The organism is Candidatus Palauibacter australiensis (assembly GCA_026705295.1).
GTDB classification, from domain to species: Bacteria; Gemmatimonadota; Gemmatimonadetes; order Palauibacterales; family Palauibacteraceae; genus Palauibacter; species Palauibacter australiensis.
Genome location: JAPPBA010000126.1, coordinates 14352 through 38839 on the forward strand (window position 1 = coordinate 14352; position 24488 = coordinate 38839).

Genomic DNA, 24488 nt, shown 5'->3' on the forward strand with positions numbered 1-24488 from the left:
CGAACCCTGTGAGGAGGTGAAGATGAGCGAGGTCAATCGCCGGGAGTTCATGGCCCTTTCCGCGCTCGCGGCCGGGGGCGCGGCCCTGGCGGGTTGCGGGACGCAGGGCGGGAGCGGCGGGCAGGCCGGCGGCGGCGGCTCCGCGCCCGCCGACCAGGTCGTGACCAACGCGACCATCTACACGGTGGACGACGCGAACCCGCGGGCGGAGGCGCTCGCCGTGAAGAACGGGCGCTTCCTCGCCGCGGGCTCGAACGACGATGTCGCCAACCTCATCGGCCCGCGCACCGAGCGCATCGACGCGGGCGGCGGCACTGTCGTCCCCGGCTTCATCGACGCCCACAACCATCCCTCCTCCTCGGGCATGCGCCACCTCACGCAGGTGGACATGAACATCCGCACGATCGAGGGGATGAAGTCCGCGCTTCGCGAGCGCGCGCAGAACACGCCTCCCGGGGAGTGGGTCGTCGGCTTCCTCTACGACGACACGAAGATCGAGGAGGGGCGTCCGCTGAACCGCCGCGACATCGATGAGGCCGTCCCCGACCACCCCGTTCAGGTCACGCACCGGGGCGGGCACACCAGCGTCTACAACTCGAAGGCGTTCGAACTGGCCGGGATCACCGTGGACACGCCCGACCCGACGGGTGGGCACTTCTACCGCGAGGACGGCGAACTCACGGGCAAGGTCGCCTCGCTCGCGCGCCGGCCGCTGCAGCGCCTCGTCCCCGGCGGGAGCACGCGGGAGGACCGCCAGGCCGGCGTCGCCCTCATCGGCGAACTGATGTCCGCGGCCGGCATCACCTCGGTCCACGAGACGGGCGGGAACAGCCAGGGCCTGACCGCGCTGCAGGACGCCTACGACGCGGGCGAACTCCGCTTTCGCATGAACTACTTCCCCTCCGGGGGCAGCCTGCTGTTCTCGGCGCTCAAGCAGGCGGGGGTCCGCACCGGCTTCGGCGACGAGAACCTGCGCATCGGCGCGGTCAAGTACAGCGCGGACGGCTCCGCCTCGGAGCGCACGATGGCGATGCGCACCCCGTACGTCGGACGCCCGGACGACTACGGCATCAGCACGATGACCCAGGAGGACATCGACCGGGCGGTGGACGACGCCGTCCGCGCCGGTTTCCAGATCGCGATCCACGCGAACGGAGACAAGACGATCGACATGTGCCTCAACGCGTACGAGCGGGTCCAGCGCGAGATGCCGCAGGCCGACCCCCGCTTCCGCCTCGAGCACTGCTCGCTGGTGGACGACCCGCTCCTCCGGCGCATCAAGGATGTCGGCGCCATCCCCACCCCCTTCTACACCTACATCCACTTCCACGGGAACAAGTGGGGCGAGTACGGGACGGAGAAGATGGAATGGATGTTCGCGCACCGCCGCTTCCTCGACTACGACATCCCCGTGGCCGGCGCCTCCGACTACCCGCCGGGCCCGTTCGAGGCCTTGATGGCGATCCAGAGCATGGTCACGCGCACGGACATGCAGGGGCGCGAGTGGGGCCCGAGCCAGAAGATCTCCGTCCCCGAGGCGCTTCGCATCTGCACGATCAACGGAGCGCACGCCTCCTTCGAGGAGCACATCAAGGGCTCGATCACCGAGGGGAAGCTGGCGGACTACGTCATCCTCGGCGACGATCCCCACACGGCCGACCCGTACGCGATCAAGGAGATCGAAGTCGTCCGCACCGTCCTCGGCGGTCGCACCACCCACGAAGCCTGACCGCGCGCCGCCCGAAACAGCCAACCCTGTAGCCTGGAGTCGTCATGAGTGACGTTCTTCTCGTCGAGAAACTCGACGGACATATCGCCAAGCTCACGGTCAACCGGCCGGAGAAGCTCAACGCGCTGAACGGCGCCGTCCGCTGCGCCATCTTCGGCGCGCTCGACCGCCTGTCGGCGGACGACGATGTGCGCGTCGTCGTCATCACGGGGGCGGGCGACCGCTCGTTCATCGCGGGCGCCGACATCTCGGAGTTCAAGGACGCGCGTCCGGTCGAGCAGTACCGCAGCATGACGCGCGGCGACATGTACAGCGCGATCGAATCCTTCCCCAAGCCCGTCATCGCGATGATCAACGGCTTCTGCCTCGGCGGCGGGTGCGAACTCGCCATGTCGTGCGACATGCGCGTGGCCTCGACCTCGGCCCGCATCGGCCAGCCGGAGATCAACCTCGGTCTCATCCCCGGCGCGGGCGGCACGCAGCGGCTCCCGCGGCTGGTGGGAGAGGGCTGGGCGATGCGGCTCGTGATGAGCGGCGAGTTGATCCCGGGGGAGAAGGCCGAACAGATCGGGCTCGTGGAGGCGACCGTGGCCCCCGAGGAACTCGAGGGCCATGTGATGGAACTCGCCTCGAACATCGCGAGCCGCAGCCCGGTCGCGCTTCAGGCCGCCAAGGAGTCCATCCTCGCCGCGCGGCGGATGCCGCTGGATGAGGGGCTGAAGTTCGAACGGAGCTGGTTCTCGCTCCTCTTCTCGACGGACGACATGGCGGAGGGCGTGGGCGCCTTCCTGGAGAAGCGGAAGCCCGAGTTCAAGGGCTCCTGAGGCTCAGGGGCTCCTGAGCGGGATCCTCACGGGATTCCGGCGGCGCCGGGCCGGCCCGGCGCGGCTGCAGCCGGTGGCGGTGCGGCTGCGAGCGCGCGGCGGGCCGGTGTCGCGACGCTAGGACGCCGGCGTCACGACGCTGACGAAGCGGCGGCCTCGCCGGCGGTGGAATTCGACCTGTCCGTCGGTGAGCGCGAACAGCGTGTCGTCCTTCCCCCGGCCCACGTTGCGGCCCGGATGGAACGGCGTGCCCCGCTGCCGGATGAGGATATTGCCCGCGACCACGTGCTCGCCGCCGTATTTCTTGACGCCGAGGTACTGCGGGTTCGAGTCGCGTCCGTTGCGGCTGGAGCCGACACCCTTCTTATGCGCCATCAGTCGCCTTCCTTCGCCGCAATGGCCTTGTCCACGTCGCTCTTGAGGATGCGGCCGTCCTTCCCCGTCCCCTCGATCGCGTCCAGGTCGAGTCCGTGCTCCTCCGCGAGCTTCCGCGCGACCGGCGTGATGTCCACCTGCGCCGACGCCGCGGCCTCGGGCTCGGGAGCGGCCTCGGCTTCCGGAGCGGCCTCGCCTTCCGGAGCGTCCTTGGGCTTCGGAGCGGCCTTGGGCTTCGGCGCGACGGCCGCCGGCTTCGCCACCGCTTCCTGAGGCCCGTCGGGCAGATCGATGCCGAGGATCCGGATCTCCGTGTACCCCTGGCGGTGGCCCTGCTTCCGCCGGTAGCCCTTCCGCCGCTTCATCTTGTAGACGATGATCTTGTCGCCGCGCCCGTGGCCCACCACCTCGGCCGCGACGGAGGCGCCCGCCACGCACGGGGCTCCCACGTGAACGTCCCCGCCCTGCTCGGCGAGCAGCACGTCGTCGAACTTGACCGTGTCCCCGGGCTCGGCCGCGAGGGAAGGGATGCGGAGCACCGCGTCCTCCACCGCTCGAAACTGCTTTCCCTGGGCTTTGAAAATCGCGTACATATCGTCAGATCACCACTGGAATTGCACGAATTGCGAGCCGCTGAGATTACCCGCGGCGGGCGGATGTGTCAAACAAAACGGCGCGCATCCGACACGTCGTCACGGCCCGCGACGGCTGGCGTCGTGAGACACCGCACCAGCTCTAAATGTACTTCTTCGTGACGTCGGCGTCGGCCGGGTGGGCGAGGAGCCGGAACTCGTCGAGACCGAGCAGAGGGTCGTCGCGCAGCTCGATCGCGATCCCGCCGCTGTTCCGCATCCGGTTCAGGAACTCGCGTTCGCGCTCCAGCAGGTGGAGGGCGATCACCGGGTGCGTGAGAATCGTGATCCCGCTCTCCCGGCCGGCCGCGGCCACCCGGTCCAGCGCCCGCTCCAGCCGGCGCACCACCGTCTCGGGGGCGAGGATTCTCCCCGCGCCCTCGCAGTAGGGACACGGTTCCATCATCCGCTGGTGCAGGCTGGGGCTTACGCGCTGCCGGCTGAGTTGCAGCAGACCGAGTTCGGAGAGCCCGAACACCTTCGTGCGCGCGCGGTCGTGGCCCAGCAGCGTCCGCATCTGCTGCACGACCTTGTTGCGCGACTCCTCCTCGTTCATGTCGATGAAGTCGATGACGATGATCCCGCCCACGTCGCGCAAGCGAAGTTGGCGGGCGATCTCTCCCGCCGCCTCGAGGTTCGTCTTGAGGATGGTCTTCGCCGGATCCTTGCGACCCGTGTAGCGCCCCGTGTTCACGTCGATGGAGACGAGGGCCTCGGTCTGTTCGATCACGACGTGGCCGCCCGACTTCAGGTGGACGGTGCGGCGGAACGCGCGCCGGATCTCCTCCTCGATCCCGAACTCGTCGAAGATGGGCGCCGCGCCCTCGTACCGGCTCACGCGCTCGAGCAGGTCCGGGTCCACCTGTCCCAGGTAGGAGCGGATCTCGTGGTACAGCTCCGCCGAATCCACCGTGAGCTGGTCGATCCGGTCGCTGAACAGGTCGCGGATGATGCCGGACGTCAGCCGCGCGTCCTGGTACACGAGGGCCGGCGCCTTCATCCCCTTCTGCCGGCGCCGCACCTTCCGCCACGTCTTGCGCAGCGACTTGAGTTCCCGCTCGCAGCCCTCCTTCGTCAACTCCTCGCCGACGGTCCGGACGATGACCCCGCCATCGTCGCCGAGGATGTCCCGCACCATGCTTCGCAGGCGGACGCGCGTCTCCCGGTCGCCGATCTTGCGGCTGACGCCCACGTGGGAGGAGTCCGGGATGTACACGAGGAAGCGGCCCGGGAGGGAGACCTGCGTCGTGACACGGGCTCCCTTCGTGCCGATGGGCTCCTTCACGACCTGGACGAGGAGCGTCTGATCCTTGCGGATCGCCTCCTCGATGCGGGGAGCGTTCTCGTTGCGCCCCTTCCGACGCCCCCCGTTCCGTTCCCGTCCCCCATTCCCGTCTTCATCGGGATCTTCGTCGGACAGTAGATCGGAGGCGTGCAGGAAGGCGGACTTCTCGGCGCCGATGTTGACGAAGGCGGCCTGAAGCCCGGGCACGATCGCCTCGACCGCACCGAGATAGATATCCCCGGCAATGCGGCGCTCGTCGGGCCGTTCGTACATCAGTTCGACGAGCTTGCGGTCTTCTACGATCGCGACCCGTTTCTCGCGGGTCGTGGCGTTTACGACGATCTCGCGGCGCACGTCAGCGCGCGCGCGGGTTCGCCGCGCCCGATTGTGCTACCAGAGGGCTGGCATCCTGTAAGACTCGATTCTTCGCTGCGAACCGCCGGCCGCTGCCCGGGGGCTCGTGTATCTCTTCGTTACTGCCCGGTTTCCGCTGACAGCCGTGACGCACGGCCGTATTGCTCCCCCAAAACTAATCGAGGGAGCCCGCTTCGCGCAGCATCTCCCTCGAAATCACGATCTTGAGGATCTCGCTCGTCCCCTCGCCGATCTCCGTGATCTTCGCGTCGCGCATCATCCGTTCGACCGGATACTCGCGCGAATAGCCGTAGCCGCCGTGCAACTGCACCGCCATCGTCGTCACGTCCATCGCCGTCTCCGAGGCGAAGAGCTTGGCCATAGCGGCCTCCTTCTTGTGCCTCGTCCCCGCCATCCTGAGGCGCGCGGCGTGGTGCATCATGAGCCGTGCCGCGTGAATGCGCGTCTGCGCTTCGGCCAGCATGAAGCGAACGCCCTGGAAGTCGTGGATCTTCTTGCTGAACTGCTTCCGCTCGCCGGTGTACCGGACCGTCTCGTCCAGCGCCCCCTGCGCGATCCCGATCGCGTGCGCGGCGATCCCGACCCGTCCGCCGTCCAGCGTGTCGAGGAAGATGGGGAACCCCCGGTCCACCTCGCCGAGCACGTTCTCCTCCGGTACCTCCACGTCCTCCAGCGTGAGTTCGCGCGTGTCGGAAGCGTTCCAGCCCAGCTTGCGCAGCTTCTGTCCGGCGGTGAACCCCGGCATCGGCTCAAGGTCCTCGGAGTGGCCGAAGCCGACGCGCGCGGCGTCTTCCAGATCGCACGTTTCCTTGGTGAGGACGAACGCCGTGATGCCCCGCGAGCCCTTCTCGGGCGACGTGAGGGCGCCCACGACAAACACCTCGCCCACCCCTCCGTGCGTGATCCACGTCTTGCGGCCGTTGATGATCCACCGGTCGCCGACCTTCCGGGCCGTCGTCCGCATGCCGCCCGCGTCGGAACCCGACCCCGGCTCCGTGAGCCCGAATCCGCCGAGCACGCGGCCGCTCGCGAGGGGCCGGAGGAAACGCTCCTTCTGGGCCTCCGTCCCCCAGCGCGCGATCGGGGTCGCGGCCAGGCTCGTGTGCGCGCCGATCATGATCGAATGACTCGCGTCCACGCGGGCGAGTTCTTCCACGGCGATCGAAGCGGCGAGAAGGTCCATGCCCGCGCCGCCCATCCCCTCATCGAAGGGAATCCCGAACAGTCCCAGCTCGGACATGAGGGCGCCGGTATCCCACGGAAAGTCCTCCGACTCATCGTAGCGGGCGGCGACGGGCGCGATCTCCGCCTCGGCGAACTCCCGCACCATCTCGCGGATCATCGCATGATGGTCTTCCAGGTAGAAACTCGGATCTCCCATTCACTCCTCGGTTCGGTGTGTGCGGCCGGCGTCGCAATCGGGACTCTCGCATGCGCGCCGGGGTCGGGTGCGTGGCCCGGCGGCGGGCAGGCTGTGACTTCGGGACGCCGCGCGCCTAACGTACCGGAGGCGGGGCTCCCGCCGAAACGTCTGGCAGAAACGGGAGATTTGGAAGGGCCGGACGCGTCACGATCGGGCTCCGGCAGGCGTTGACCCTATGGATGGCAAGGGTGCAAGCCCGCGGCGCTCTTCGCGTACCGGCAACGGTGTGGAAGGGAGAACCGTGGACTTCGAGGCGGCATACAAGAGCCACTGGACACCACTTTTTCGGTATGTCGACCGGATGGTGGGTGACGCCGACCTTGCGGCGGATGTCGTACAGGAGGCGTTCGTTCGGCTGTTGGACCAGGCTCTTCCGGATGAGGAGGTGCGGCGCTGGCTGTTCACGGTGGCAACGAACCTGGTGCGGGACGACGCTCGCATGAGTTCGCGGCGGCGGCGGTTGCTGTCGCAGCGCTACGGGCAGACGGACCTCGCGCACGATCCGGTGGAGTTGCCGGACCAGCCGGTCTTGCGGGCTGAACGGGTCGCGGCGGTGCGCGCCGCGCTGGCGGAGATGCCCGAACGCGACCGTCAGTTGCTGTTGATGAGAGAGGAAGGATTCCGGTACGCCGAGATCGCCGAGGCGATCGAAGTCGCGCCGGGATCGGTGGGAACGCTGCTCGCGCGGGCCCTGCGCCGGTTCACGGAGGCGCTGGATCCGCGGATCGTGGAGGACGAGACCGGTCGGGGCCGGTGAGGGGGGACGATGGGTGATCGGTCGGGATGCGACTGGAAATCTGCGTCGAAAATAGTGAGGATTGAGTATGTCTACGCGTGAACAGCCACATGTCGACGACGGAGCGCTGCTCGCTCTGCTCGACGGTGAGCTGACCACAGCAGAACGGAGATCCGTCGAAGCGCGCGTGGCGGCGTGCCCGGAGTCCGCGGCGCGCCTCGATGAAATGCGCTTTGCGATGCGGCGTGCGACGGCGGCGCTCGACCTGCTTTCGGTACCGGAGTCGCGGATCGAGATGCCGGCGGCGCTACGGGAAGCCGCGCGCAGGGCGCCGGCGTCTCTCGCGAGTGCAAGGGCGCGACGCTGGGCAAGGCTGAGTCGCCGCTCCGTTGCGGTGGCCGCCGGGATTACGCTGCTCGTCGCCGCGGGCGCCTACGCGGTTCCGGGATCGCCGGTCAGGGGCTGGGTCGACGGCAGCATCGATGTGGTCGCGACCTGGATCGCGGGCAATCCCCAGGTGGCCGGGGACGCCGGACCTTCCCGGGTGTCGGTGGACCCCCGCGACGGCGCCGTGCGCATCATGATCGTCGGCGGGCACGACGGCACGCGGTTGACGGTCGAACTGTCCGACGCGGAGACGGCCACGGTGGCGGCCCGTGACGCGAGCTTCCACGTGGAGCCGGGCGTCATCGAGGTTGCGGGAGCGGCGGATGAGATTCGCGTGACCTTGCCGCGGAACGCCGCGACCGGTTCTGTAATCATCGATGAGAGCGAGGTCGTCCGCCTCGAGGATGGTGAGTTGCGGCGCACGGATTCGGCGGCTGCGAGTCGCGTGGAGATCTTTCTCGGCACCGACGGGTAGCAGCCCGGGTAACGGACGCCGCCGCGGCGGACGACGGTGACCTGACGGACTGCTAGCCGCGAGGGGTGGATCCCGGGATGACGAAGCCCATGCACCGAAGGTCGGGGCCCGTCTCGCATCGCTGGCGATTCGCCCTGCTCCTCGGCCCGGTTTCGACCTGCTTCTTCGCTCCGGCGGCGCTCGCTCAGGATCCCCCGCCGCCCCCTTCAGAGGACACGCCCGTCGTCGGCGCCGTCTTCGGCCGCGTGCTGCGTGCCGAATCCCAGACACCGATCGCGGCCGCTTCGGTGGAGATTCGCTTTCCTGCGTTTTCCTGGTTCCTCGTTACGGACGACGACGGCTTCTACCGGGCCGATGGGCTTCCGGCGGGACCCGTCCACCTCGTCGCGCGGGCGCTGGATCGCGATCCGCTCGCCGCCAGCGTCGTGGTCCCCGCGGGCGGTGACGTCCCGCTCGACCTGGCCCTGGAGCGGCGGCCCGTCGCGATGCCGAGCCTGTTCGCCCACATCCTCGCGCGGCGGCTGCCCGCTCCGGGTCTCACCCGCGACGGGTTCCGGGAAGAGGGAGAAACGGAACTCCGCGCGCTGGATTCATCTCCGGGCGTGGTGGAGGCGGGTCTGACGCTGGATGAAACCGGCATCGATCCCGCGGATCCTACCAGCGTGCTCTACGTGCGGGGCGCGGCCTCGGACCTGAAGCTCGTGCTGCTCGATGGCGCGCCGGTCTACGCGCCGTTCCACCTCAGCGGACTCCTCGACGCCTTCCCGGACGGGGTGCTCGACGAGGCATCGCTTTACATCGGCGGAACGCCGGCCCGCTACGACGGGGGACTCTCCTACGTCCTCGACCTCAAGATCCGGGAGGGAGATTCGGAGAGGTTCCGCGTCGCCGGCGCGGCCGATCTTCTGGGCGGCACCCTGCGGGCGGAGGGCCCGATCGGACCCGCGGGGCGGGTGCTCCTCAGCGGCCGCGCGCTTCACGGACTCGGCTATCCGGTCATCACGAACGAGCGCGAGATGCCGTACGGGTACGGCGACCTCCTGGGCCGGCTCGACTATCGTCTGGGACCCGGGCAGCTCACGGCTACCGGGTTCTGGAACCGCGAGTCCGTGCTGCTCGACATCGGTCGGCTGGAGGACGCCGGGGCGGTGGAGTCGGCCTACTGGGGCAACTTGGCGGGGTCGGCGAGCTATCGCGTGCCGCTGGCCGACGGCACGTTCACGCTGAGGGGCGCTCACGGACGGTTCGGCACGGGCCTGCCGTTGCCGCGCGACAAGGAACTGGACTTCGAGGTCTCGTTCGCGGACGTCATCGCACGGACCGTCCGAACCCGCACCGAGGCGCTGTTCGAGTCGGGAGGCCGCGAGATTCGGTGGGCCGCGGGCGGCGGCTTCGACTCCTACGAGACCGTGGTGGACCGGCGGACCGTACTCGGTGGCCGAACGGCGCACGACCTGACCCACGCGGTGCGGCGCGCCGACGTGGTGGCCGGCTGGGGCGAGGCCATCTGGGAGGTGGCCCCCGAATTCGAGGTGAGGGGGGGATTCCGGACCAGCTATTTCGCCCCCTCCCGCCGCACGAAGTTCGCTCCGCGCGGCACCGTCACCTGGCACCTCACGGAGGCGGCGGACCTCCGCCTCTCCGCCGGAAGGTTCTACCAGGTCGTGCGCGGACCCGAATCCATCCTCTCCGGAGACCTCACCGGACCCACCATCGGCGGCGTCCTGCCCACGTTGGATCCCGACTACATCCCGCCGTCGACGCCGGGATCGAGTATCGCGGGCGCCTCCCACCTGGTGGTCGGATTCGAGAACGCACTCGAGAACGGCGTCGATGTCGGCGTCGAAAGCTACCTCAAGTCCTTCGACGATCTTCCGGACGCCAATCAGCTCTACTCCTGGGGCCTCGATCTCTGGGCGCAGGCGAAGGAGGGTCCCGTCCGAGGCTGGGTCGGCTATTCGATTGCGGCCGTGTGGACGACCGATCCGGCCGAGGACACCCCGTTCGTGGGCCGGCAACTCCTGAGCGGCGGGCTCTCCTCGGGCGTCCGGGAGTTCGACTTCGGGATCCGGCTCGCCTACGGGGCCGGCCTGTCCTTCGCGTCCGTCACTGGGGGACCCGAGGAGAAGGGCGCGCCGAGCGGCGACGATCCCCTGCCGGTGCTCTCCGGCGCGCCCGAGGACTCCTATCTGCGGGTCGACGCCGAAGTCTCGCGACGCTGGGTCGCGAGCATCGGCCGCTCGTCCGTCGTGATCGCCCCGTACGTGCGGGTGCTCAACGCGCTGGATCGCCGGGACGCGCTCTTCTACCAGACCACGTCGGACCAGCCGCTCACGCGTCCCGCCCCGCTCGCTTCCCTCCCCGTCATCGCCATCTTCGGCGTGTCGTGGTCGTTCTGACGCTCCACCCGCGGGCGCGGGCGGGCGCGGGCCGAACCGGCGCGGCCCGGGCGCGATCGCAGTTGTCGCAGCCGTCGCAGACCGGAGCGCGTTCGCCGAAGTAGGCGGCGATGGCCGCCCGGCGGCAGGCGGCGGTCTCGATGTAGGCTCGCATGGCGGCGCGCCGTTCGGCGCGGGCGGCGGCCCGGTCGGAGCCGGGCGGCGGGCTGCCCGGCCGGGGGTGCTCGCGCCGGCCGAACGGAAGGGCGCGGCGGCGCTTCTCGCGGATCGCGACCATCGCGCAGCGCGCCGGTTCGCCGTCACGGCCGGCGCGACCCGCTTCCTGGACGTACTCCTCCAGCGACGACGGGGCACCGAGGTGCGCGACGAGGCGCACGTGCGGGTGGTCGATCCCCATGCCGAACGCGGTCGTGGCGCAGACCACGCGAATGCTCCCGTCCAGGAAGGCCCGCTGCGTCGCCTGGCGCCGCTCGATCGGCAGACGCGCATGGTACGGCGCGCTGGGCACGCCCGTCCTCGAGAGCGCGATCGCGAGCTGCGCGCTCAGCCCCCGGGAGCGCGCGTAGACGACCGCCGACGCCCCCCGGCACGCCGTTACCTCGCGCCGCACGCGCCGATAGGCCTCGCGCACATCCGCGGCCATCTCCACCGAGTAGCGCAGGTTCGGGCGGTTCCCGGGCACGAAGATGCGGATCGCCCCTTCCATCCCCAGGAACCGCTCGATCTCGCGCCGCGTTCGCCACGTCGCGGTGGCCGTGAGGGCCGCCAGCGGCGGGCGGCCCAGCCTCTCCCTCGCGCGCCCGATCCGCAGGTACGACGGGCGGAAGTCGTGCCCCCACTGGGAAACGCAGTGCGCCTCGTCGACCGCGATGCCGGCCACGCCGACGTCGCGCAAGCGATCGCACACGGCCCGGTTCTCGAGGCGCTCGGGCGCGACGTACAGGAGGTCCAGTTCACCACGACGGGCGTACTTGAGCGCCGCGTTCACCTCTTCCCGCGGCGTGGCGCTCGTCCAGCCGAGCACTCGCATGCCCCGGCGCGCAGCCCCGGCGACCTGGTCCTCGATGAGCGAGATGAGCGGCGAAACGACGAGCGTCGTCCGCCGACGCAGCAGCGCGGGGATCTGGAAGCACACCGACTTGCCGAATCCCGTCGGCAGCACGGCGAGGGTGTCCCGGCCGCTCAGCACGGCTTCCACCACGCGCGCCTGGGCGGGACGGAAGTCGTCGTAGCCGAACCGGTCCCTCAGGACGTCGCGCGCGTCCCGGAGGGTGGCTGCGGGGCCGTCCGAGGTGGTGCTTTCGTCGGTATTCACACCCCTCGATGCGCCGCGCCGTCAACGCGGGATCAACCGCCGGACCCCCGAGCGCCGGGGGAGCGCCGGCGAATCAACCCCCCGGGGTCGGGGAGCGCCGGCGACCGCAACCGCCGACGGCCGGGTCAGGCCCTCGTACGCCCCAGGCGGAGGACGACGGCGGCGACGATAAGACCGCAGCCGGCGCCGGCCACGAAGTCCTGCTCCGTGAGCGCGCCGATCAACCATGTGGCGCCCCCGGCCAGGCCGAGACCGATCTGCAGCCGCAGCCACCAGTCGCGGCCCGCCGTCAACGCCCCCGTCCGGTCGTCCAATCCGCTATGATCCGATCACTCGTCGATCGGGCGGGCGACCGGGGTCTCATCGCCCGCTTCCCCCCAGCCCAGCGTCGCGCCGGCGATCGCTCCCCACAGCACGTTGACCGCGAGGATGGAGAAGACGGCGAACACGCCCCGGCCCACGTAGAGCGCGAGCGCGGACACCAGCGGGAGGTCTCCTCTCGCAAAGTCCAGCGCGGGCTCGCCAAGGCCGAGCCGGATGACGACGTAGAGGGTCGGCGCCAGGGCGAAGGTCGCGCCGCGCGCGGCGGGCGAGCCGGACAGGTAGGTGTAGAGCACTCCGAGCATGAGGCCCCAGACCGCGCCGCTTCCGAGGTGCGACAGGAACTCCGCGCCCGTCCACCCCGAGGTCAGTCCCATGCTCACCGCTCCGATGGAGCCGAACGTCGCCACGACCGAGCGCGCCGCGGCGGAGACCGCGGCGCCGAGGAGTCCGCCGAGCAGCCCGAGCCCGAGGCGGGCGCTCAGGTCGAGCCCCCCCTCGACCGCGGCGCCGTGCGCGCCGCCGCCCAGGAGCACGCCCGCCGCGGCGAGCGCCGCGATGAGCAGGAGGACGGCGAGCGTGAGCGGCGCCCCGTCCGTCGCGAGGAGGACGATGCCCGACGCGCCCGCGCCAAGCGCCCCGACCCGCCACAGGAAGGCCGATCCCGCCGCCGAAGCCACGCCGTTCTCGCTCATGCTCTCTCCCCTTTCTCCCGCCTCACCGCTCTCGGTGCTCAGGCGGGGCTTTGCCGCGATCCAGGAACCGGCGGATCCCCGCCTGGCAGTCGTCCGTCATGCGGGCGAGCGCGTTCACGCGCGCGCCGGTCGCGACCGCGGCCTCGAAGCTCTGCCCCTCGGTGCCGTACAGCAGCTTCTTCGTGAGCGCGAGCGCCGACGCGCTCCGCCCCGCGAGTTCGGCCAGGAAGGCGGCACTTTCCGCCTCGAACTCCGCGTCCCCGTAGATTCGGTTCACGAGGCCCAGCCGCGACGCCTCCGGCGCATCGATCGCGTCCCCGAGCGACATCAACTCGAAGGCGCGCTTCTCCCCCAGGTTCCGGCGCAGGATCGCGGTCACCATCGCGGGCACGAAACCGAGCCGCACCTCCGGGTAGCCGAAGCGGGCGCTCTCCGCAGCGAGCACGAGGTCGCATGCCGTCGCCAGGCCACACCCGCCCGCCAGCGCGCGGCCGTGCACGATCGCGACGACCGGCTTCGAGAGCCTCCGCAGGAGCGTGAAGAGTTCGCCGAGCGCTTCCGCCTCCCGGAGGCTGGCCATGACCCCCTCCTCGACCGAGGCCTGCACCTCCGCCAGGTCGGCGCCCGCGCAGAAGTCCGGGCCGCGCCCGCCGATCCCGATCACGCGCACCCGGGCGTCCGCCTCGGCCAGCGCGAGCGCCTCCTTCATCTCCGCCACGAGCGCCCCGCTTAGCGCGTTGCGGCGCTCCGCGCGGTCGAGATGGATCCGGTTCACGCCGGTCCGTTCGTCGATCTCGATCTCGAGGTATTCGAACATGAGCCTCTCGGGTGCCCGAACCGCGTCTCAGTCCGCCCGGTTCAGGAGGTGGTCCGGCACGTCGACCTCCATCCTCAAGAGGGCGGTGGCGAACGTCTTCCCCTGGGCGTCGAGCATGAGCGAGACGGTCCCGCCTCCTCCCAGCGAGCGGTGGAGGAGGAAGTGGAGCGCCCGCAGGTTGGGAAGCTCGAACCGCTCGACCTCGCCCTCGCAGATTCCCTTGAAGTGATACTTCACACGTTCCGCGGTAACTTCCTTTACCAAAATCGGATAAATGGATGGACGAAAGGCGATGAGGCCCACGTTCGCCGTGTCTCCCTTATCGCCCGAACGGGCGAACGCGATCTCCTTCAGCCGCACTCTCACAGCTCCATCGTCTCCACCTTCACACGGCCCTCGACGACGCCTCGGTCGATGAGCGCGGGCCAGTAGGCGACAACCTCCTGCACACGGGGCCGCCCGCCCGCGAAGCCGGTGACCGTGGGCGGGCCCGCGAGGATGAGGGGCGCGATCTCCCGGCTGAAACGCGACACGGCGTGGCGGTCCGGACTGCGGACCCCGACCCGTAGCGTAACCTCGGGGAGGTCATCGGAGGGGGGCCCCGCCAGCGGCCCGTGACAGGCCCCCGCGCCGACGAGTTCCGTCCGGATCTCGTCGAACTCGAGCCCCAGGTGCCGCAGGCGGCCCCGGAGTATCTCGTCCGCGCGCCGCGCTTTGTCCACCGCGTCGGGCCAGGCGTAGGTCAGGGCGCCCACGGCCTTGAAGCCATCGTGGTACGCGATGGAAACCTTGAGCTTGTCTGTGCGCGAGCGGCCGGCCACGCCATCGACCCGGACCCGGTCCCTGCCCAGATCGCGGAGGCGGATGGTCGAAAAGTCCGCGACCACGTCCGGCGTGATGTACTCCCGCGGGTCGCCGAGTTCGTACACGATCTGCTCCGCGACGGTCTCCCACGTGACTCGCCCGCCGAGGCCCGAGTGCTTCGTCACGATGAAGGGCCCATCCTCGTCCGCTTCGATGATGGGATAGCCCGGAAGCGTGAGGTCGATCTCCCGCCAGTCGACGAGCGAGTTCCCGCCGGAGGCCTGGCAACCGCACTCGTTGATGTGTCCGGCGACGACCCCGTGCGCGAGCCGGTCCCAGTCGTCGGCCGGCCAGGAGAACTCGTGCATGAGCGGCGCGTAGGTGAGCGCGGTGTCCGTCGAGCGCCCGGCCACGACGATGTCCGCCTCCTGCCGCAGCGCCTCGATGATCGGTTCGGCGCCGAGGTACGCGTTCGCGGCGGCCACCCGGTCGCGCACGGTGGAGAGCGGCTCGCCCGTCTCCATGTGGCGGAGTTCGTGTCCCGCCGCGAGGAGGTCGTCGAGCGAGTCCATCAGGTCGTCGCCCGTGATCACCGCGACCCGCGGCCGGCGCGGCAGCGACGCGTCCGCGAACGCGAACCCGAGTTCGGCCCGGCAGCCCTCCGGGTTCACGCCGCCCGCGTTCGAGACCACGCGGACCTCCTTCTCGAGGAGATCGTGGATGAGGTCGTCCATCAGGGACACGAAGTCGCGCGCGTAGCCGGCGGCCGGGTTCCGGTCCCGCTGCTTCTGCATGATCGACATCGTGATCTCGGCCAGGTAGTCGAGCATCAGGTAGTCGATCGATCCGCGCCGCACCTGCAGCTTGGGCGCCTCCTGCCAGTCGCCCCAGAACCCCTGCCCGGAGGCGACGCGCACCCGGCGGCCGCCGTCGAGCCGCGTCCGGGCCGGGAGCGGCCGCTCCTCGAGTCCCACCGCGGCGGACGCCTCTTCGAGCGCGAGGGCTTCCGGCGCCCCGAGCTGCGCGTTCACAGGTGGTCCGGGAGGGTGAAGGGTCCGAGATGGGGGCCCGGGTTGCCGAGGGAGCAGCGGAGCGCGAGCGACAGCACCGCCCGCGTGTCCTCCGGGGTCAGGATCGCGTCCACGAAGCCCCGCGCCGCCGCGTATTTCGCATCGAGTTGCTCCTCGTAGTTCTCCCGCGTCCGCTCGATCGCCACCGCCGTCTCCCCGTCCAGCTCTCCGCCCGCCGCCTCCTCCAGCTTGCGTCCGAACGCGGCCTGCACGGCGGCCTCCCCCTCCATCACCCCCATGCGCCCCGTCGGCCACGTGAAGATGAAGTCGGGATCGAACCCCTGCGCCGCCATCGCATAGTACCCCGCCCCGCTCGCGTGGTTGACCGTGAGCACGACCTTGGGCACGCGGGCCGTCGCCATCGACTCGACCATGCGCGCGCCCGCCCGGATGATCCCGGACTGCTCCGCCTCCGGCCCAACCATGAACCCGCTCACGTCCTGCACGAAGAGGAGCGGCGTGTCGTGCCGGTCGCACAGCTCCATGAAGTAGGCCACCTTCTCCGCGCTCTCCGTGTACACGATCCCACCGAACTTCGGTGGTTCGCCGGCCTCGCCCCGGAACATGCCCCGCCGGTTCGCGATGACCCCCACGCGGTAGCCGTCGATGTGCCCCGTTCCCGTGAGCATCTCCGGCGCGCGGTCCGCCTGGAACTCCTCGAACGGACCCTCGTCGAGGATCGTCTCGAGTACCGCCTCCATGTCGAAGGGCTGGCGGTGGTCGCCGGGCAGGAGCCCGTAGACGTCCTCCGCGGCGCGCGCCGCGTCCCGCGCTTCGAGGGCGGGGTCCGGGCGCAGGCCGGCGGGGAGTCCGGCGACGAGCGCGCGGACCTTCTCGATGCACGCGGGGTCGTCCTCCACCCGGTAGTGCGCCACGCCGCTCACGCGGTTGTGCATGAGCGCCCCGCCGAGTTCCTCGGCCTCGACCTCCTGCCCCGTCGCCCCCTTCACCAGGTTCGGCCCCCCGAGACCCATGAAGCTCGTGCCCTCGACCATCACGATCACGTCCGACAGGGCGGGAAGGTACGCGCCCCCCGCGATGCACTGTCCCATCACGGCGGAGATCTGCGGCACCTCGAGGTAGTGTCGCATGATCGAGTTGTAGTAGAAGATGCGGCTGGCGCCGTACTGTCCCGGGAAGACCCCGCCCTGGTACGGCAGGTTCACGCCGGCCGAGTCCACGAGATAGACGATCGGCACGCGGCACCGCATCGCGATCTCCTGCGCCCGCAGGATCTTCACGATCGTCTCGGGCCACCAGCTCCCGGCCTTCACCGTCTGGTCGTTGGCGACGATGACGACCTCGCGCCCGCAGACTTCGCCCACCCCGGTGACGACCCCGGCGGCCGGCGCCTTGCCATCGTAGCGGTCGTGCGCGATGAGGAGGCCAATCTCAAGGAAACCGCCGCCTTCGTCGATGAGGAGGTCGACCCGCTCGCGCGCCGTGAGCTTGCCCTGGGCGTGCTGCCGGGCCACGCGCTCTTCCCCGCCGCCGCGCTGGACCCGGGCCTCGAGTTCGCGCAGTTCGGCGACGAGCGCGCCCATCCGGCTGTCGTCGGTTTTACTCACCGCCGCCGCTAGCCGCTTGCCCCGGAGGCTTCGCGCCCGTGCTCCTCGAACCAGGCGCGGATGTAGTCAACGGCTTCGGAGGTGGAGGTCCCCGGACCGAAAAGGCGGCCGACGCCGAGGTCGGTCAGCGCCTCCATGTCCTCGGCGGGGATGATCCCTCCCCCGGTGAGCAGCACGCGGTCCATCCCCTGGCCGTCGAGGAGCGACTTCACGCGCGGGAAGAGCGTCATGTGCGCCCCCGACAGGATCGAGAGCGCCACGACGTCCACATCCTCCTGGAGCGCGGTGGCGGCGATCATCTCGGGCGTCTGGTGGAGTCCCGTGTAGATGACCTCCATGCCCGCGTCCTGGAGCGCGGCCGCCATCACCTTCGCACCGCGGTCGTGGCCGTCGAGGCCCGGTTTAGCCACGAGCACACGGATCTTCGGTTCGATCAAGCGCTTCTTCCCGGCAGTTCGTTTCGGGAGTTCATCCCGGAAGTTCTCGGTCACAGTTCTCGGTCACGAGGGAACGGTCGAAGTTATCCGCCGAAAGGCGCGCGCTGCAACGACGATCCGGTGTCGGTGCCCGCCATCTGGCGCCTGCCATCTCCGGGGTTGCCCCGGCCCGCTCCGGCGCGCACCCTCGTGTGATGCGCGACGACGCGACACGAGTACACCGGACCCTTCTGAACCTGGCGGCCTTCGTCATCATCGTGGCCGGGATGCGGGCCGCCTCCGCGCTCGTCGTCTCCTTCGTCCTCGCGCTCTTTCTCACCATTCTGTGCTCCACGCCGCTGCGCTGGATGACGGACCACAAGATCCCCAAGTCCGTCGCCGTCCTCGCCTTGGTGCTCGTCATCCTCGCTCTCGGCACGGTGGCGGGAGGCCTGCTCGCGACCCCCGTCGTCGAACTCGGTCGCTCGGAAGCGCAACTCGACCTGCTCTTCGCGGAACAGGTCGAGGCTGTGGCAACCACGCTGAGCGATTACATGGTGCGTTTCGGGCTACAGTCGCCGGTACTCGATACCGACGAACTGATCTCGCCGAGCTGGATGCTCGGCCTGATGCGGCAGCTCGTCGAGAACCTCGGGTTCATCCTCGCCAACGGGCTCCTGATCATCCTCACGATGGTCTTCATGCTGCTCGAGGTCTCGAGCTTCCCCACCAAGGTGCGGGTCGCCCTCGGCGAGGCCGATGCGTCGGAGGCGCGGGAGAACTGGGAGAAGGTCGGGAGCGCGGTTCGGCGCTACGTCGTGCTCAAGACGATCGTCAGCCTCGGCACCGGCCTCTGCGTCGCGGGGCTGATGGCGCTCCTGGGCGTCAACTACCCGATTCTGTGGGGCGTGCTCGCATTCCTGCTGAACTACGTACCCAACATCGGGTCCTTCATCGCCGCCGTGCCGGCGGTGCTGGTCGCGTGGCTCACGGTCGGGGTCGGGACGGCGGTCGCCGTCGCGGCCGGCTTCCTCGTGGTCAACGTGCTCTGGGGCAACCTCATCGAGCCGAAGGTGATGGGGTACAGCGTGGGCCTGTCGACGCTCGTCGTCTTCGCCTCGCTCGTCTTCTGGGGCTGGGTCCTGGGACCCGTGGGGATGCTGCTGTCGGTGCCGCTCACGGTGATGTTCCGCATCGTGCTGGGGACGAACGAGTCCACGCGCTGGATCGCGGTCCTGCTCGGCTCGGAGCGCTCGGACGAGATCACCTCGGCGATCGACGCCGAAGTCGCCGTCGCGCTCGGGAAAGAAGGCCAGGCCGGCACGGCCTGAGCCGCGAGACCCCGGGCTAGGCCGCCGCGGCCGCGCGGAAGACCTGCAGCGCCGCCGCCACATCGTCGTCCGTCGTGTGGAGGTGGGGGATGACCCGCAGGTCCCGCCGGCTGTAGGCGTTCAGCAGGACCCCCGCCTCCCGGCAGCGTCCCGCGAACTCCGGCGCGGCGCCCACCGTCGTCCGAAAGCGGACGATGTTCGTCTCCACCCCTTCGACGTCGACCTCCAGCCCGGGGATCGCGGCGAGTCCGCGGGCCAGTCTCTTCGCCCGGGCGTGGTCTTCCGCGAGCCGCCCGCGGTGGTGCTCGAGCGCGTACAGGGCGCCGGCGGCGACGATCCCCGCCTGCCGGAAGCCCCCGCCGTAGAGCTGCTTGAAGCGGCGGGCGCGCTCGACGAGGCCGGTCGGGCCGGCGAGGGCGGAACCCAGCGGCGCTCCGAGCGCCTTGGAGAAGCAGACGTTCACCGTGTCGAAGCCCTGCGCGAACTCGGCTTCGGGGATGCCGGTGGCCGCGGTCGCGTTCCACAGCCGGGCGCCGTCGAGATGGGTCGCGAGGCCGGCCTCGCGCGCGGCGGCGAGCATCTCGCGCAGGAGGTCCGGCGGCCACACGGCGCCGCCCGCCCCGTTGTGCGTGTTCTCGGCGCAGACAAGCCGCACGGGCGCCTGCATGCGCGCGCGCACGGTCCCCATGTCGAGGTTGAGCGCCGCCCGCAGCGTCGCCGCGCCGAACATGCCGCGGTCGCCCTCGAGCGGCCGGATGACGACCCCGGAGATCGGCGACGGCGCGCCCCCCTCGCCGAACCAGATGTGCGCGCCCGGGCCGATGAGGACGGCGTCGCCCGGCTCCGTGTGCGCGCGCAGGGCGAGCTGGTTGCTCATCGTCCCCGTCGGCACGTACATGGCGGCTTCCTTGCCGAGGATCTCCGCCGTCCGCCGCTCCAGCTCGAGCACCGTCGGGTCGTCCCCGTAGCAGTCGTCGCCCACGGGCGCCGCCGCCATCGCCGCCCGCATCGCCTCCGTGGGGCGCGTCACCGTGTCGCTGCGGAGGTCGATCGTCACGATGCGAACTGCGGCGGTCGCCGCAGGTGGTGTTCCGTCGCGTCCTGCACCGCTTTCGCGAGCCGTAGCGCCTCCGCGTCGCCGAACAGCTTCCCGACGAACGAAATGCTCGTCGGCGTCCCGTCCTCCGAACGATATCCGTTCGGGATCACGACCTGCGGGTGGCCCGTGAGGTTCGTCAGCAGGAGCATGGATCCCCCGAAGCTCGGCGTGACGACGACATCGATCCCCTCCATCGTCCGCGCGAAGCGGTGCATGGCGATCGTGCGCGCACGGTTCGCCTGGATGTACTCGGACGCGGGGATCATGCGGCCGGTGCGCATGATGTTGGGGCGCGCGTTCTCCCCCTGCAGCACGAGTTCATCCTCCCGCCCGCTCACGATCAGGTCGTCGAACGCCGCCCCCTGCTCCGCGCTGAGGATGATCCGCATCGCGTCGTAGGGGAGGTCGTCCGGCAGCTCCAGCGGCACCGGGTCGATGCCGAGCCCGCGCACGACCTCGAGCGACGCCTCGTCGAACGCCTTCCACTCCGCGTCCTCCCGCTCCGCCTCGAAGGCCGAGGGCACCCAGGCGACGCGCAACTCCGATAGCGGCCGCTCGGGGTCCCAGTCGAAGGCCACGTCGCGCGCCGTCGGATCCTGGTCGTCCGACCCCTGGATCGCGTCGAGCACGATCGCGCAGTCCTCCACGCTGCGGCAGATCGGCCCCAGCTTGTCCATCGACCACGAGAGGGCCATCGCCCCCGCCCGGCTCACGCGACCGAAGGTGGGCCGGAGCCCCGAGGCGCCGCAGCGGGTGGAGGGAGAGACGATCGAGCCCAGCGTTTCGCTTCCGATCGCGAATCCGACGAGGCCCGCCACGACGGCCGCTGTGGACCCGGCGGAGGACCCGCTCGACCCCTGCTCGAGGTTCCACGGGTTCCGCGTCAGTCCCCCGTACCACACATCCCCGCGCGCCAGCGCCCCCAGCGTGAGCTTCGCGACGAGCACCGCGCCCGCTTCCTCGAGCTTCCGCCCCACGGTGGAGTCCTCGGGGATGTACTGGTCTTCGTACGGCTTGGCGCCCCACGTCGTGAGGGTCTCGTCCTCGGAGAGAAGGTCCTTCGCCCCCCAGGGGATCCCGTGCAGCGGCCCCCGGTAGTATCCCCGCGCGATCTCGGCGTCGGCGCGCGCCGCCTGCCGCATGGCGAGGTCCTCGGTGAGCGCGATCACGGCCAGCAGCGTATCGCCGTGCGCGCGCAGCCTGCCCAGGTACATCTCCGTGAGTTCGGTCGACGTCACCTGCCGGGAGCGAACGAGTTGAGCCAGTTCGGTCACGGGCCGGAACGCGAGTTCCTCAAGGTTTGCGGGCCGCTCGAGACCCCGCGGACGCGTGTAGTGGAAGACGGTCGACGCGGATGGGGCCGGATAGGAGGTCCCCGGAAGCACGGGATCGAAGTGGAGGGCGGGGACGACGGAGTTCGGCATCCCCATCGTGCGGAGTTGCGCGTACCGCTCCCGCATCGCGTTCACTTCCTCCACCATGAGTTCGACTTCGTCCTCGCTGAAGTCGAGTCCGGCGACGCGCACGGCAGCGCTGATGTCAGCCCGGGTAACGGCCTCCTGCCCGTGATTGGTGCGTGCCCACAGCGCGGCCGGGAGCGCCGTTCCGCCCAACCCGAGCACCGACAGCGACGCCATGAACGCCCGCCGGTCGAGCGCGGGACGGTGAGAATCAGTAGCCATTGTCGTCCTCCCGGTGCGCCTGACCATACCGTGTCCGGGCACACCACGCTTGAGCGGCCTCCACGACGCGGTCGATGTCGGACTCGTCGTTGTAGACGCCGAGGGAGAAGCGGAGCATGCCGGTGCGGATCGCGAGGCGGATGCCGGCGGCGGTCAGGTGGTCGTGCAGCGAGTTCATGGCGGGGTCGTCGGCCGTGTAGTGGCGTCCGCCGCCGCTCTCGCCGACCGAGACGATGTGTGCGAGGTGAGGTCCGGGCCTCCCGCCGACGACCGGGAGGCCGAGGTCGAGCAGCCCGCTTGCCAGGCTGGCCGCCAGGCCCCGCACGTGCGCCTCGACGCGCTCGATGCCCCAGTCGGAGAGCAGCTCCAGCGCCGCGTCGGTCGCCGCCGCGCCGAGGTAGTTGTAGTTGCCCACGTCGAAACGGAGCGCGCCCGGGCGGAAGCGGAGTTCGTCGTCCGAATACGCCGTCTCGTGCGCGTCCAGTTCGATCCCGAACCGCGCCACGTGGACCGGCGTCAGCGTCTCGGCCACCTCGCGCCGCAGGTAGAGGAAGCCGAACCCGTACACCGAGAGCAGGGCCTTCTGCGCCGCGACGGCCAGCGCGTCCACGCCGAGATCGTCCACGTCCGTGCGGTGCGCGCCGACCGACTGCGCCGCGTCCACCAGCGTCAGCGCCCCCACGCCGCGGGCCGCCGCCGCGATCGCCTTCATGTCCGTCACGAACCCCGGGGCGAAGGTGATGCTCGGGATCGTCACGAGCCGCGTGCGTTCGTCCATCGCCGCGGCCATCGCCTCGACCGGCACGTGCCCTTCCTCCGGCGCGACCGGCCGCACCTCGATCCCGTGCGTGCGGACGAGACTGTACCAGAGGTAGATGTTGTTCGGGTGCTCCAGGGCGGGACACAGCACGACGTTGTCCCCCGCCCGCCACGGGAGGCTGGCGCCGAACAGGTTGAGGCCGTCGGAGACGTTCTTCGTGATCGCGACCTCGTCGGAACTCGCGCCGATCAGCGACGCGAAGGAGGCCCGCGCGCGATTGACGGTGGCCACCATCTCCGTCTTGTCGCCCCGCCCCGACGTCCTCGCCCCCAGGTGACGCTCGATCGCCGCCCGCACCGGCTCGGCCATGAGCGAGTTCGCGGAGATGTCGAAGTAGGGCTGCTCGCGCGCGCCGGGGAAGAGCGCTCTCACATCCGGGTTCATGGGCGCCTCCGGGTCGCCATCGGGCTCCGCCTCACGCTCGCCTCGCTTCGGAGCGGGTGACGAGCGCCGCGCCGACCATGTCGCCCATGATGTTCACCGTCGTGTTGCTCATGTCCACCAGCCGGTAGATCCCGCCCACGATCGCCGCGACCTCGATCGGCAGGTTCAGCGCCTGCACGTAGATGAGCGCGACGACGAACCCGCCGCCCGGCACCCCGCCCGTCCCGTGCGAGAGCAGCATGCCCAGGAGCAGGATGGTGACGAAGTCCGCCGGGGAGAAGGTGACCCCGGCGGCCTGCGCCGTGAAGAGGAGGACGGCCGCGAGCATGACCGACGTCCCGTCCTTGTTGAGCTGCGCCCCGAGGGGGAGGACGAAGGAGTACACGCGGCGCGGCAGGTCGAGACGGCCGGCCGTCTCCAGCCCGACCGAGAGCGAGGCGAGACTGGAGGTCGTGGCGGCCGTCGTCGCCCACAGGGAGCCGGTAGCGCGCAGGAAGCGGGCGGGACGGAAGTCGCTGAAGAACCTGAGCAGGAGCATGTACCCGGTCACGATGACGACCTGCGCCCCCCAGAGTCCCGCGAGGAAGCGGGCCATCGGGCCGATCAGGTCCGCCCCGTAGCGGCCCACCGTGACCGCGACGAGGGCGCCGATCCCGACGGGTGCGATCCACAGGATCATGTGGACGAGCCGCCGGAAGAGCCCCGCCAGGTCCTCGAACAGGGTGGCGAGGCGAGCGCGCGGGCCGGCCCCCAGCGCCATGGTCGCGATCCCCAGCATCAGCGCGAGGATGACGATTTGCACCACGTTCCCCTCGGCGAAGGCGCGGAAGACGTTCGTCGGGATCATGTCGAGGAGGACATCGCCCACCGACGGGGCCTCGCCCACCGCCCCCGAGACCGGCTCCGGCACCGTTTCCGTGAGCCGCAGGCCGACGCCGGGGCGGAGGAGCGCCATGGCGCCCAGCCCCAGCGAGAGCGCGATGAGTTCCGTCGTGAGAAAGAAACCGACGGTCTTGCCCGCGAGTCTCCCCAGCGTCCGCAGGTCCGTGAGCGAGGTCAGGCCCGCGAGGAGATTGAAGAAGACGAGGGGGGCGGCCGCCAGTATCAGGAGGGTGATGAAGAGATCGCCCAGCGGCTGGATCGCGCCGACGCGCTCGCCGAGGACTACGCCCAGGCCAACGCCGGCGAGCATCCCAATGAGGATCCGCCCGCCCAGCCCCACCTTCATTCAGCGCACTTCGGAGAACGGATTGATGATCCGCAGACCGCCATAGTCCTGCTCGGCGCTCAAGTCTTCCGAATACACGATGTCGCAGCCGCAGGTGCGGGCTGCGGCCAGAATTGCGCCGTCCCAGTACGACAGCTGGAAGCGCCGGCTGATGGCCACCGCCCCCAGGAACACGTCGAACGTGATCTCCTGCACACGAAGGGGGTCGAGCAACTCGATGAACCTGAGCGCCTGTTCGGGCGTGAGAGGGTGCTGACGACTGGGTCTTGTGACCTGGTGGTAGAACTCCTGAAAGACC

At 70.2% G+C, this 24488-nt stretch carries 23 protein-coding genes and 1 pseudogene; 6 read left to right on the forward strand and 18 right to left on the reverse strand.

Annotation, left to right across the window (positions count from 1 at the left end; all coding sequences use genetic code 11):
- Window positions 1-22: 22 nt before the first annotated feature.
- Together OXN85_09845 and OXN85_09850 are read left to right on the forward strand one after the other, a co-directional pair.
- Window positions 23-1729, forward strand: coding sequence for an amidohydrolase (locus OXN85_09845; GenBank protein MCY3600256.1), 1707 nt, complete (start codon window positions 23-25; stop codon window positions 1727-1729).
- 44 nt (window positions 1730-1773) lie between these two features.
- Entirely contained in the window at window positions 1774-2553 is a 780-nt protein-coding gene (locus OXN85_09850) for an enoyl-CoA hydratase-related protein (GenBank protein ID MCY3600257.1), read from the forward strand.
- Between the two features lie 117 nt (window positions 2554-2670).
- On the opposite strand, the gene rpmA is transcribed toward OXN85_09850, so the two are convergent.
- From rpmA to OXN85_09875, 5 genes and pseudogenes are all read right to left on the reverse strand, one after another.
- Entirely contained in the window at window positions 2671-2928 is a 258-nt protein-coding gene (rpmA, locus tag OXN85_09855) for a 50S ribosomal protein L27 (GenBank protein ID MCY3600258.1), read from the reverse strand.
- Window positions 2928-3191: an E3 binding domain-containing protein gene (locus OXN85_09860; GenBank protein MCY3600259.1), complete on the reverse strand. Its 264-nt coding sequence runs from the start codon at window positions 3189-3191 to the stop codon at window positions 2928-2930. Before OXN85_09860 ends, rpmA begins: the two co-directional genes overlap by 1 nt.
- Before the next feature lie 27 nt (window positions 3192-3218).
- Window positions 3219-3521, reverse strand: a pseudogene (rplU, locus tag OXN85_09865) (50S ribosomal protein L21).
- 142 nt (window positions 3522-3663) lie between these two features.
- Window positions 3664-5199 carry an Rne/Rng family ribonuclease gene (locus OXN85_09870; GenBank protein ID MCY3600260.1) on the reverse strand — a complete coding sequence of 512 codons (1536 nt, stop codon included), beginning with the start codon at window positions 5197-5199 and terminating at the stop codon, window positions 3664-3666.
- 175 nt (window positions 5200-5374) lie between these two features.
- Window positions 5375-6601, reverse strand: coding sequence for an acyl-CoA dehydrogenase family protein (locus OXN85_09875; protein MCY3600261.1), 1227 nt, complete (start codon window positions 6599-6601; stop codon window positions 5375-5377).
- Between the two features lie 283 nt (window positions 6602-6884).
- On the opposite strand from OXN85_09875, the gene OXN85_09880 reads away from it, so the two are divergent.
- The 3 genes from OXN85_09880 (at window position 6885) to OXN85_09890 (ending at window position 10640) form a co-directional block, all read left to right on the forward strand.
- On the forward strand, window positions 6885-7400 hold the full coding sequence (locus tag OXN85_09880) for a sigma-70 family RNA polymerase sigma factor (protein MCY3600262.1): 516 nt from the start codon (window positions 6885-6887) through the stop codon (window positions 7398-7400).
- A 67-nt stretch (window positions 7401-7467) separates the two neighbouring features.
- Window positions 7468-8241 (forward strand): hypothetical protein, encoded by a 774-nt coding sequence (locus tag OXN85_09885; GenBank protein ID MCY3600263.1) that lies wholly within the window; start codon window positions 7468-7470, stop codon window positions 8239-8241.
- 77 nt (window positions 8242-8318) lie between these two features.
- Window positions 8319-10640 (forward strand): TonB-dependent receptor, encoded by a 2322-nt coding sequence (locus OXN85_09890; GenBank protein ID MCY3600264.1) that lies wholly within the window; start codon window positions 8319-8321, stop codon window positions 10638-10640.
- Here the strand turns inward: OXN85_09890 and OXN85_09895 are convergent.
- The 8 genes from OXN85_09895 to OXN85_09930 all read right to left on the reverse strand — a co-directional run bounded on the left by OXN85_09895 (window position 10606) and on the right by OXN85_09930 (window position 17664).
- On the reverse strand, window positions 10606-11955 hold the full coding sequence (locus OXN85_09895) for a RecQ family ATP-dependent DNA helicase (protein MCY3600265.1): 1350 nt from the start codon (window positions 11953-11955) through the stop codon (window positions 10606-10608). The genes OXN85_09890 and OXN85_09895 overlap by 35 nt on opposite strands.
- 125 nt (window positions 11956-12080) lie before the next feature.
- A complete protein-coding gene (locus tag OXN85_09900; GenBank protein ID MCY3600266.1) occupies window positions 12081-12269 on the reverse strand; it encodes a hypothetical protein in 189 nt (62 codons plus the stop codon).
- Window positions 12270-12284: 15 nt separating this feature from the next.
- Window positions 12285-12971 (reverse strand): hypothetical protein, encoded by a 687-nt coding sequence (locus tag OXN85_09905; protein MCY3600267.1) that lies wholly within the window; start codon window positions 12969-12971, stop codon window positions 12285-12287.
- 22 nt (window positions 12972-12993) lie between these two features.
- Entirely contained in the window at window positions 12994-13788 is a 795-nt protein-coding gene (locus tag OXN85_09910; protein MCY3600268.1) for an enoyl-CoA hydratase/isomerase family protein, read from the reverse strand.
- Window positions 13789-13815: 27 nt separating this feature from the next.
- Entirely contained in the window at window positions 13816-14154 is a 339-nt protein-coding gene (locus OXN85_09915; GenBank protein MCY3600269.1) for a hypothetical protein, read from the reverse strand.
- Window positions 14151-15623, reverse strand: a complete 1473-nt coding sequence (locus OXN85_09920; GenBank protein MCY3600270.1) for a DUF1446 domain-containing protein — start codon at window positions 15621-15623, stop codon at window positions 14151-14153. The genes OXN85_09915 and OXN85_09920 overlap by 4 nt, the downstream gene beginning before the upstream one ends.
- The gene (locus OXN85_09925) at window positions 15620-17230 is read right to left on the reverse strand and encodes an acyl-CoA carboxylase subunit beta (protein ID MCY3600271.1); all 1611 of its coding nucleotides are present in this window, start codon (window positions 17228-17230) and stop codon (window positions 15620-15622) included. Before OXN85_09925 ends, OXN85_09920 begins: the two co-directional genes overlap by 4 nt.
- A gap of 8 nt (window positions 17231-17238) precedes the next feature.
- The gene (locus OXN85_09930; protein ID MCY3600272.1) at window positions 17239-17664 is read right to left on the reverse strand and encodes a cobalamin B12-binding domain-containing protein; all 426 of its coding nucleotides are present in this window, start codon (window positions 17662-17664) and stop codon (window positions 17239-17241) included.
- Between the two features lie 197 nt (window positions 17665-17861).
- Between OXN85_09930 and OXN85_09935 the strand changes: the two genes are divergently transcribed.
- Window positions 17862-18977: an AI-2E family transporter gene (locus OXN85_09935; protein MCY3600273.1), complete on the forward strand. Its 1116-nt coding sequence runs from the start codon at window positions 17862-17864 to the stop codon at window positions 18975-18977.
- Between the two features lie 16 nt (window positions 18978-18993).
- On the opposite strand, the gene OXN85_09940 is transcribed toward OXN85_09935, so the two are convergent.
- From OXN85_09940 to OXN85_09960, 5 genes are all read right to left on the reverse strand, one after another.
- Window positions 18994-20034 (reverse strand): beta-eliminating lyase-related protein, encoded by a 1041-nt coding sequence (locus OXN85_09940; protein MCY3600274.1) that lies wholly within the window; start codon window positions 20032-20034, stop codon window positions 18994-18996.
- On the reverse strand, window positions 20031-21758 hold the full coding sequence (locus tag OXN85_09945; protein ID MCY3600275.1) for an amidase: 1728 nt from the start codon (window positions 21756-21758) through the stop codon (window positions 20031-20033). The genes OXN85_09940 and OXN85_09945 overlap by 4 nt, the downstream gene beginning before the upstream one ends.
- Complete coding sequence (locus OXN85_09950) at window positions 21748-22962, reverse strand: aminotransferase class V-fold PLP-dependent enzyme (GenBank protein ID MCY3600276.1); 1215 nt, start codon at window positions 22960-22962, stop codon at window positions 21748-21750. Before OXN85_09950 ends, OXN85_09945 begins: the two co-directional genes overlap by 11 nt.
- Before the next feature lie 31 nt (window positions 22963-22993).
- Complete coding sequence (locus OXN85_09955) at window positions 22994-24190, reverse strand: dicarboxylate/amino acid:cation symporter (GenBank protein MCY3600277.1); 1197 nt, start codon at window positions 24188-24190, stop codon at window positions 22994-22996.
- Window positions 24191-24488 (reverse strand): PIN domain-containing protein (locus OXN85_09960; GenBank protein MCY3600278.1); only part of this gene is annotated, 298 nt, incomplete at its 5' end.

Coding starts and splice junctions, on each gene's coding strand:
- OXN85_09950 (MCY3600276.1), bottom strand. CDS start 22,962: ATGAACCCGGATGTGAGAGCGCTCTTCCCCGGCGCGCGCGAGCAGCCC.
- OXN85_09945 (MCY3600275.1), bottom strand. CDS start 21,758: ATGGCTACTGATTCTCACCGTCCCGCGCTCGACCGGCGGGCGTTCATG.
- OXN85_09875 (MCY3600261.1), bottom strand. CDS start 6,601: ATGGGAGATCCGAGTTTCTACCTGGAAGACCATCATGCGATGATCCGC.
- OXN85_09955 (MCY3600277.1), bottom strand. CDS start 24,190: ATGAAGGTGGGGCTGGGCGGGCGGATCCTCATTGGGATGCTCGCCGGC.
- OXN85_09845 (MCY3600256.1), top strand. CDS start 23: ATGAGCGAGGTCAATCGCCGGGAGTTCATGGCCCTTTCCGCGCTCGCG.
- OXN85_09890 (MCY3600264.1), top strand. CDS start 8,319: ATGACGAAGCCCATGCACCGAAGGTCGGGGCCCGTCTCGCATCGCTGG.
- OXN85_09910 (MCY3600268.1), bottom strand. CDS start 13,788: ATGTTCGAATACCTCGAGATCGAGATCGACGAACGGACCGGCGTGAAC.
- OXN85_09935 (MCY3600273.1), top strand. CDS start 17,862: ATGCGCGACGACGCGACACGAGTACACCGGACCCTTCTGAACCTGGCG.
- OXN85_09905 (MCY3600267.1), bottom strand. CDS start 12,971: ATGAGCGAGAACGGCGTGGCTTCGGCGGCGGGATCGGCCTTCCTGTGG.
- OXN85_09850 (MCY3600257.1), top strand. CDS start 1,774: ATGAGTGACGTTCTTCTCGTCGAGAAACTCGACGGACATATCGCCAAG.
- OXN85_09885 (MCY3600263.1), top strand. CDS start 7,468: ATGTCTACGCGTGAACAGCCACATGTCGACGACGGAGCGCTGCTCGCT.
- rpmA (MCY3600258.1), bottom strand. CDS start 2,928: ATGGCGCATAAGAAGGGTGTCGGCTCCAGCCGCAACGGACGCGACTCG.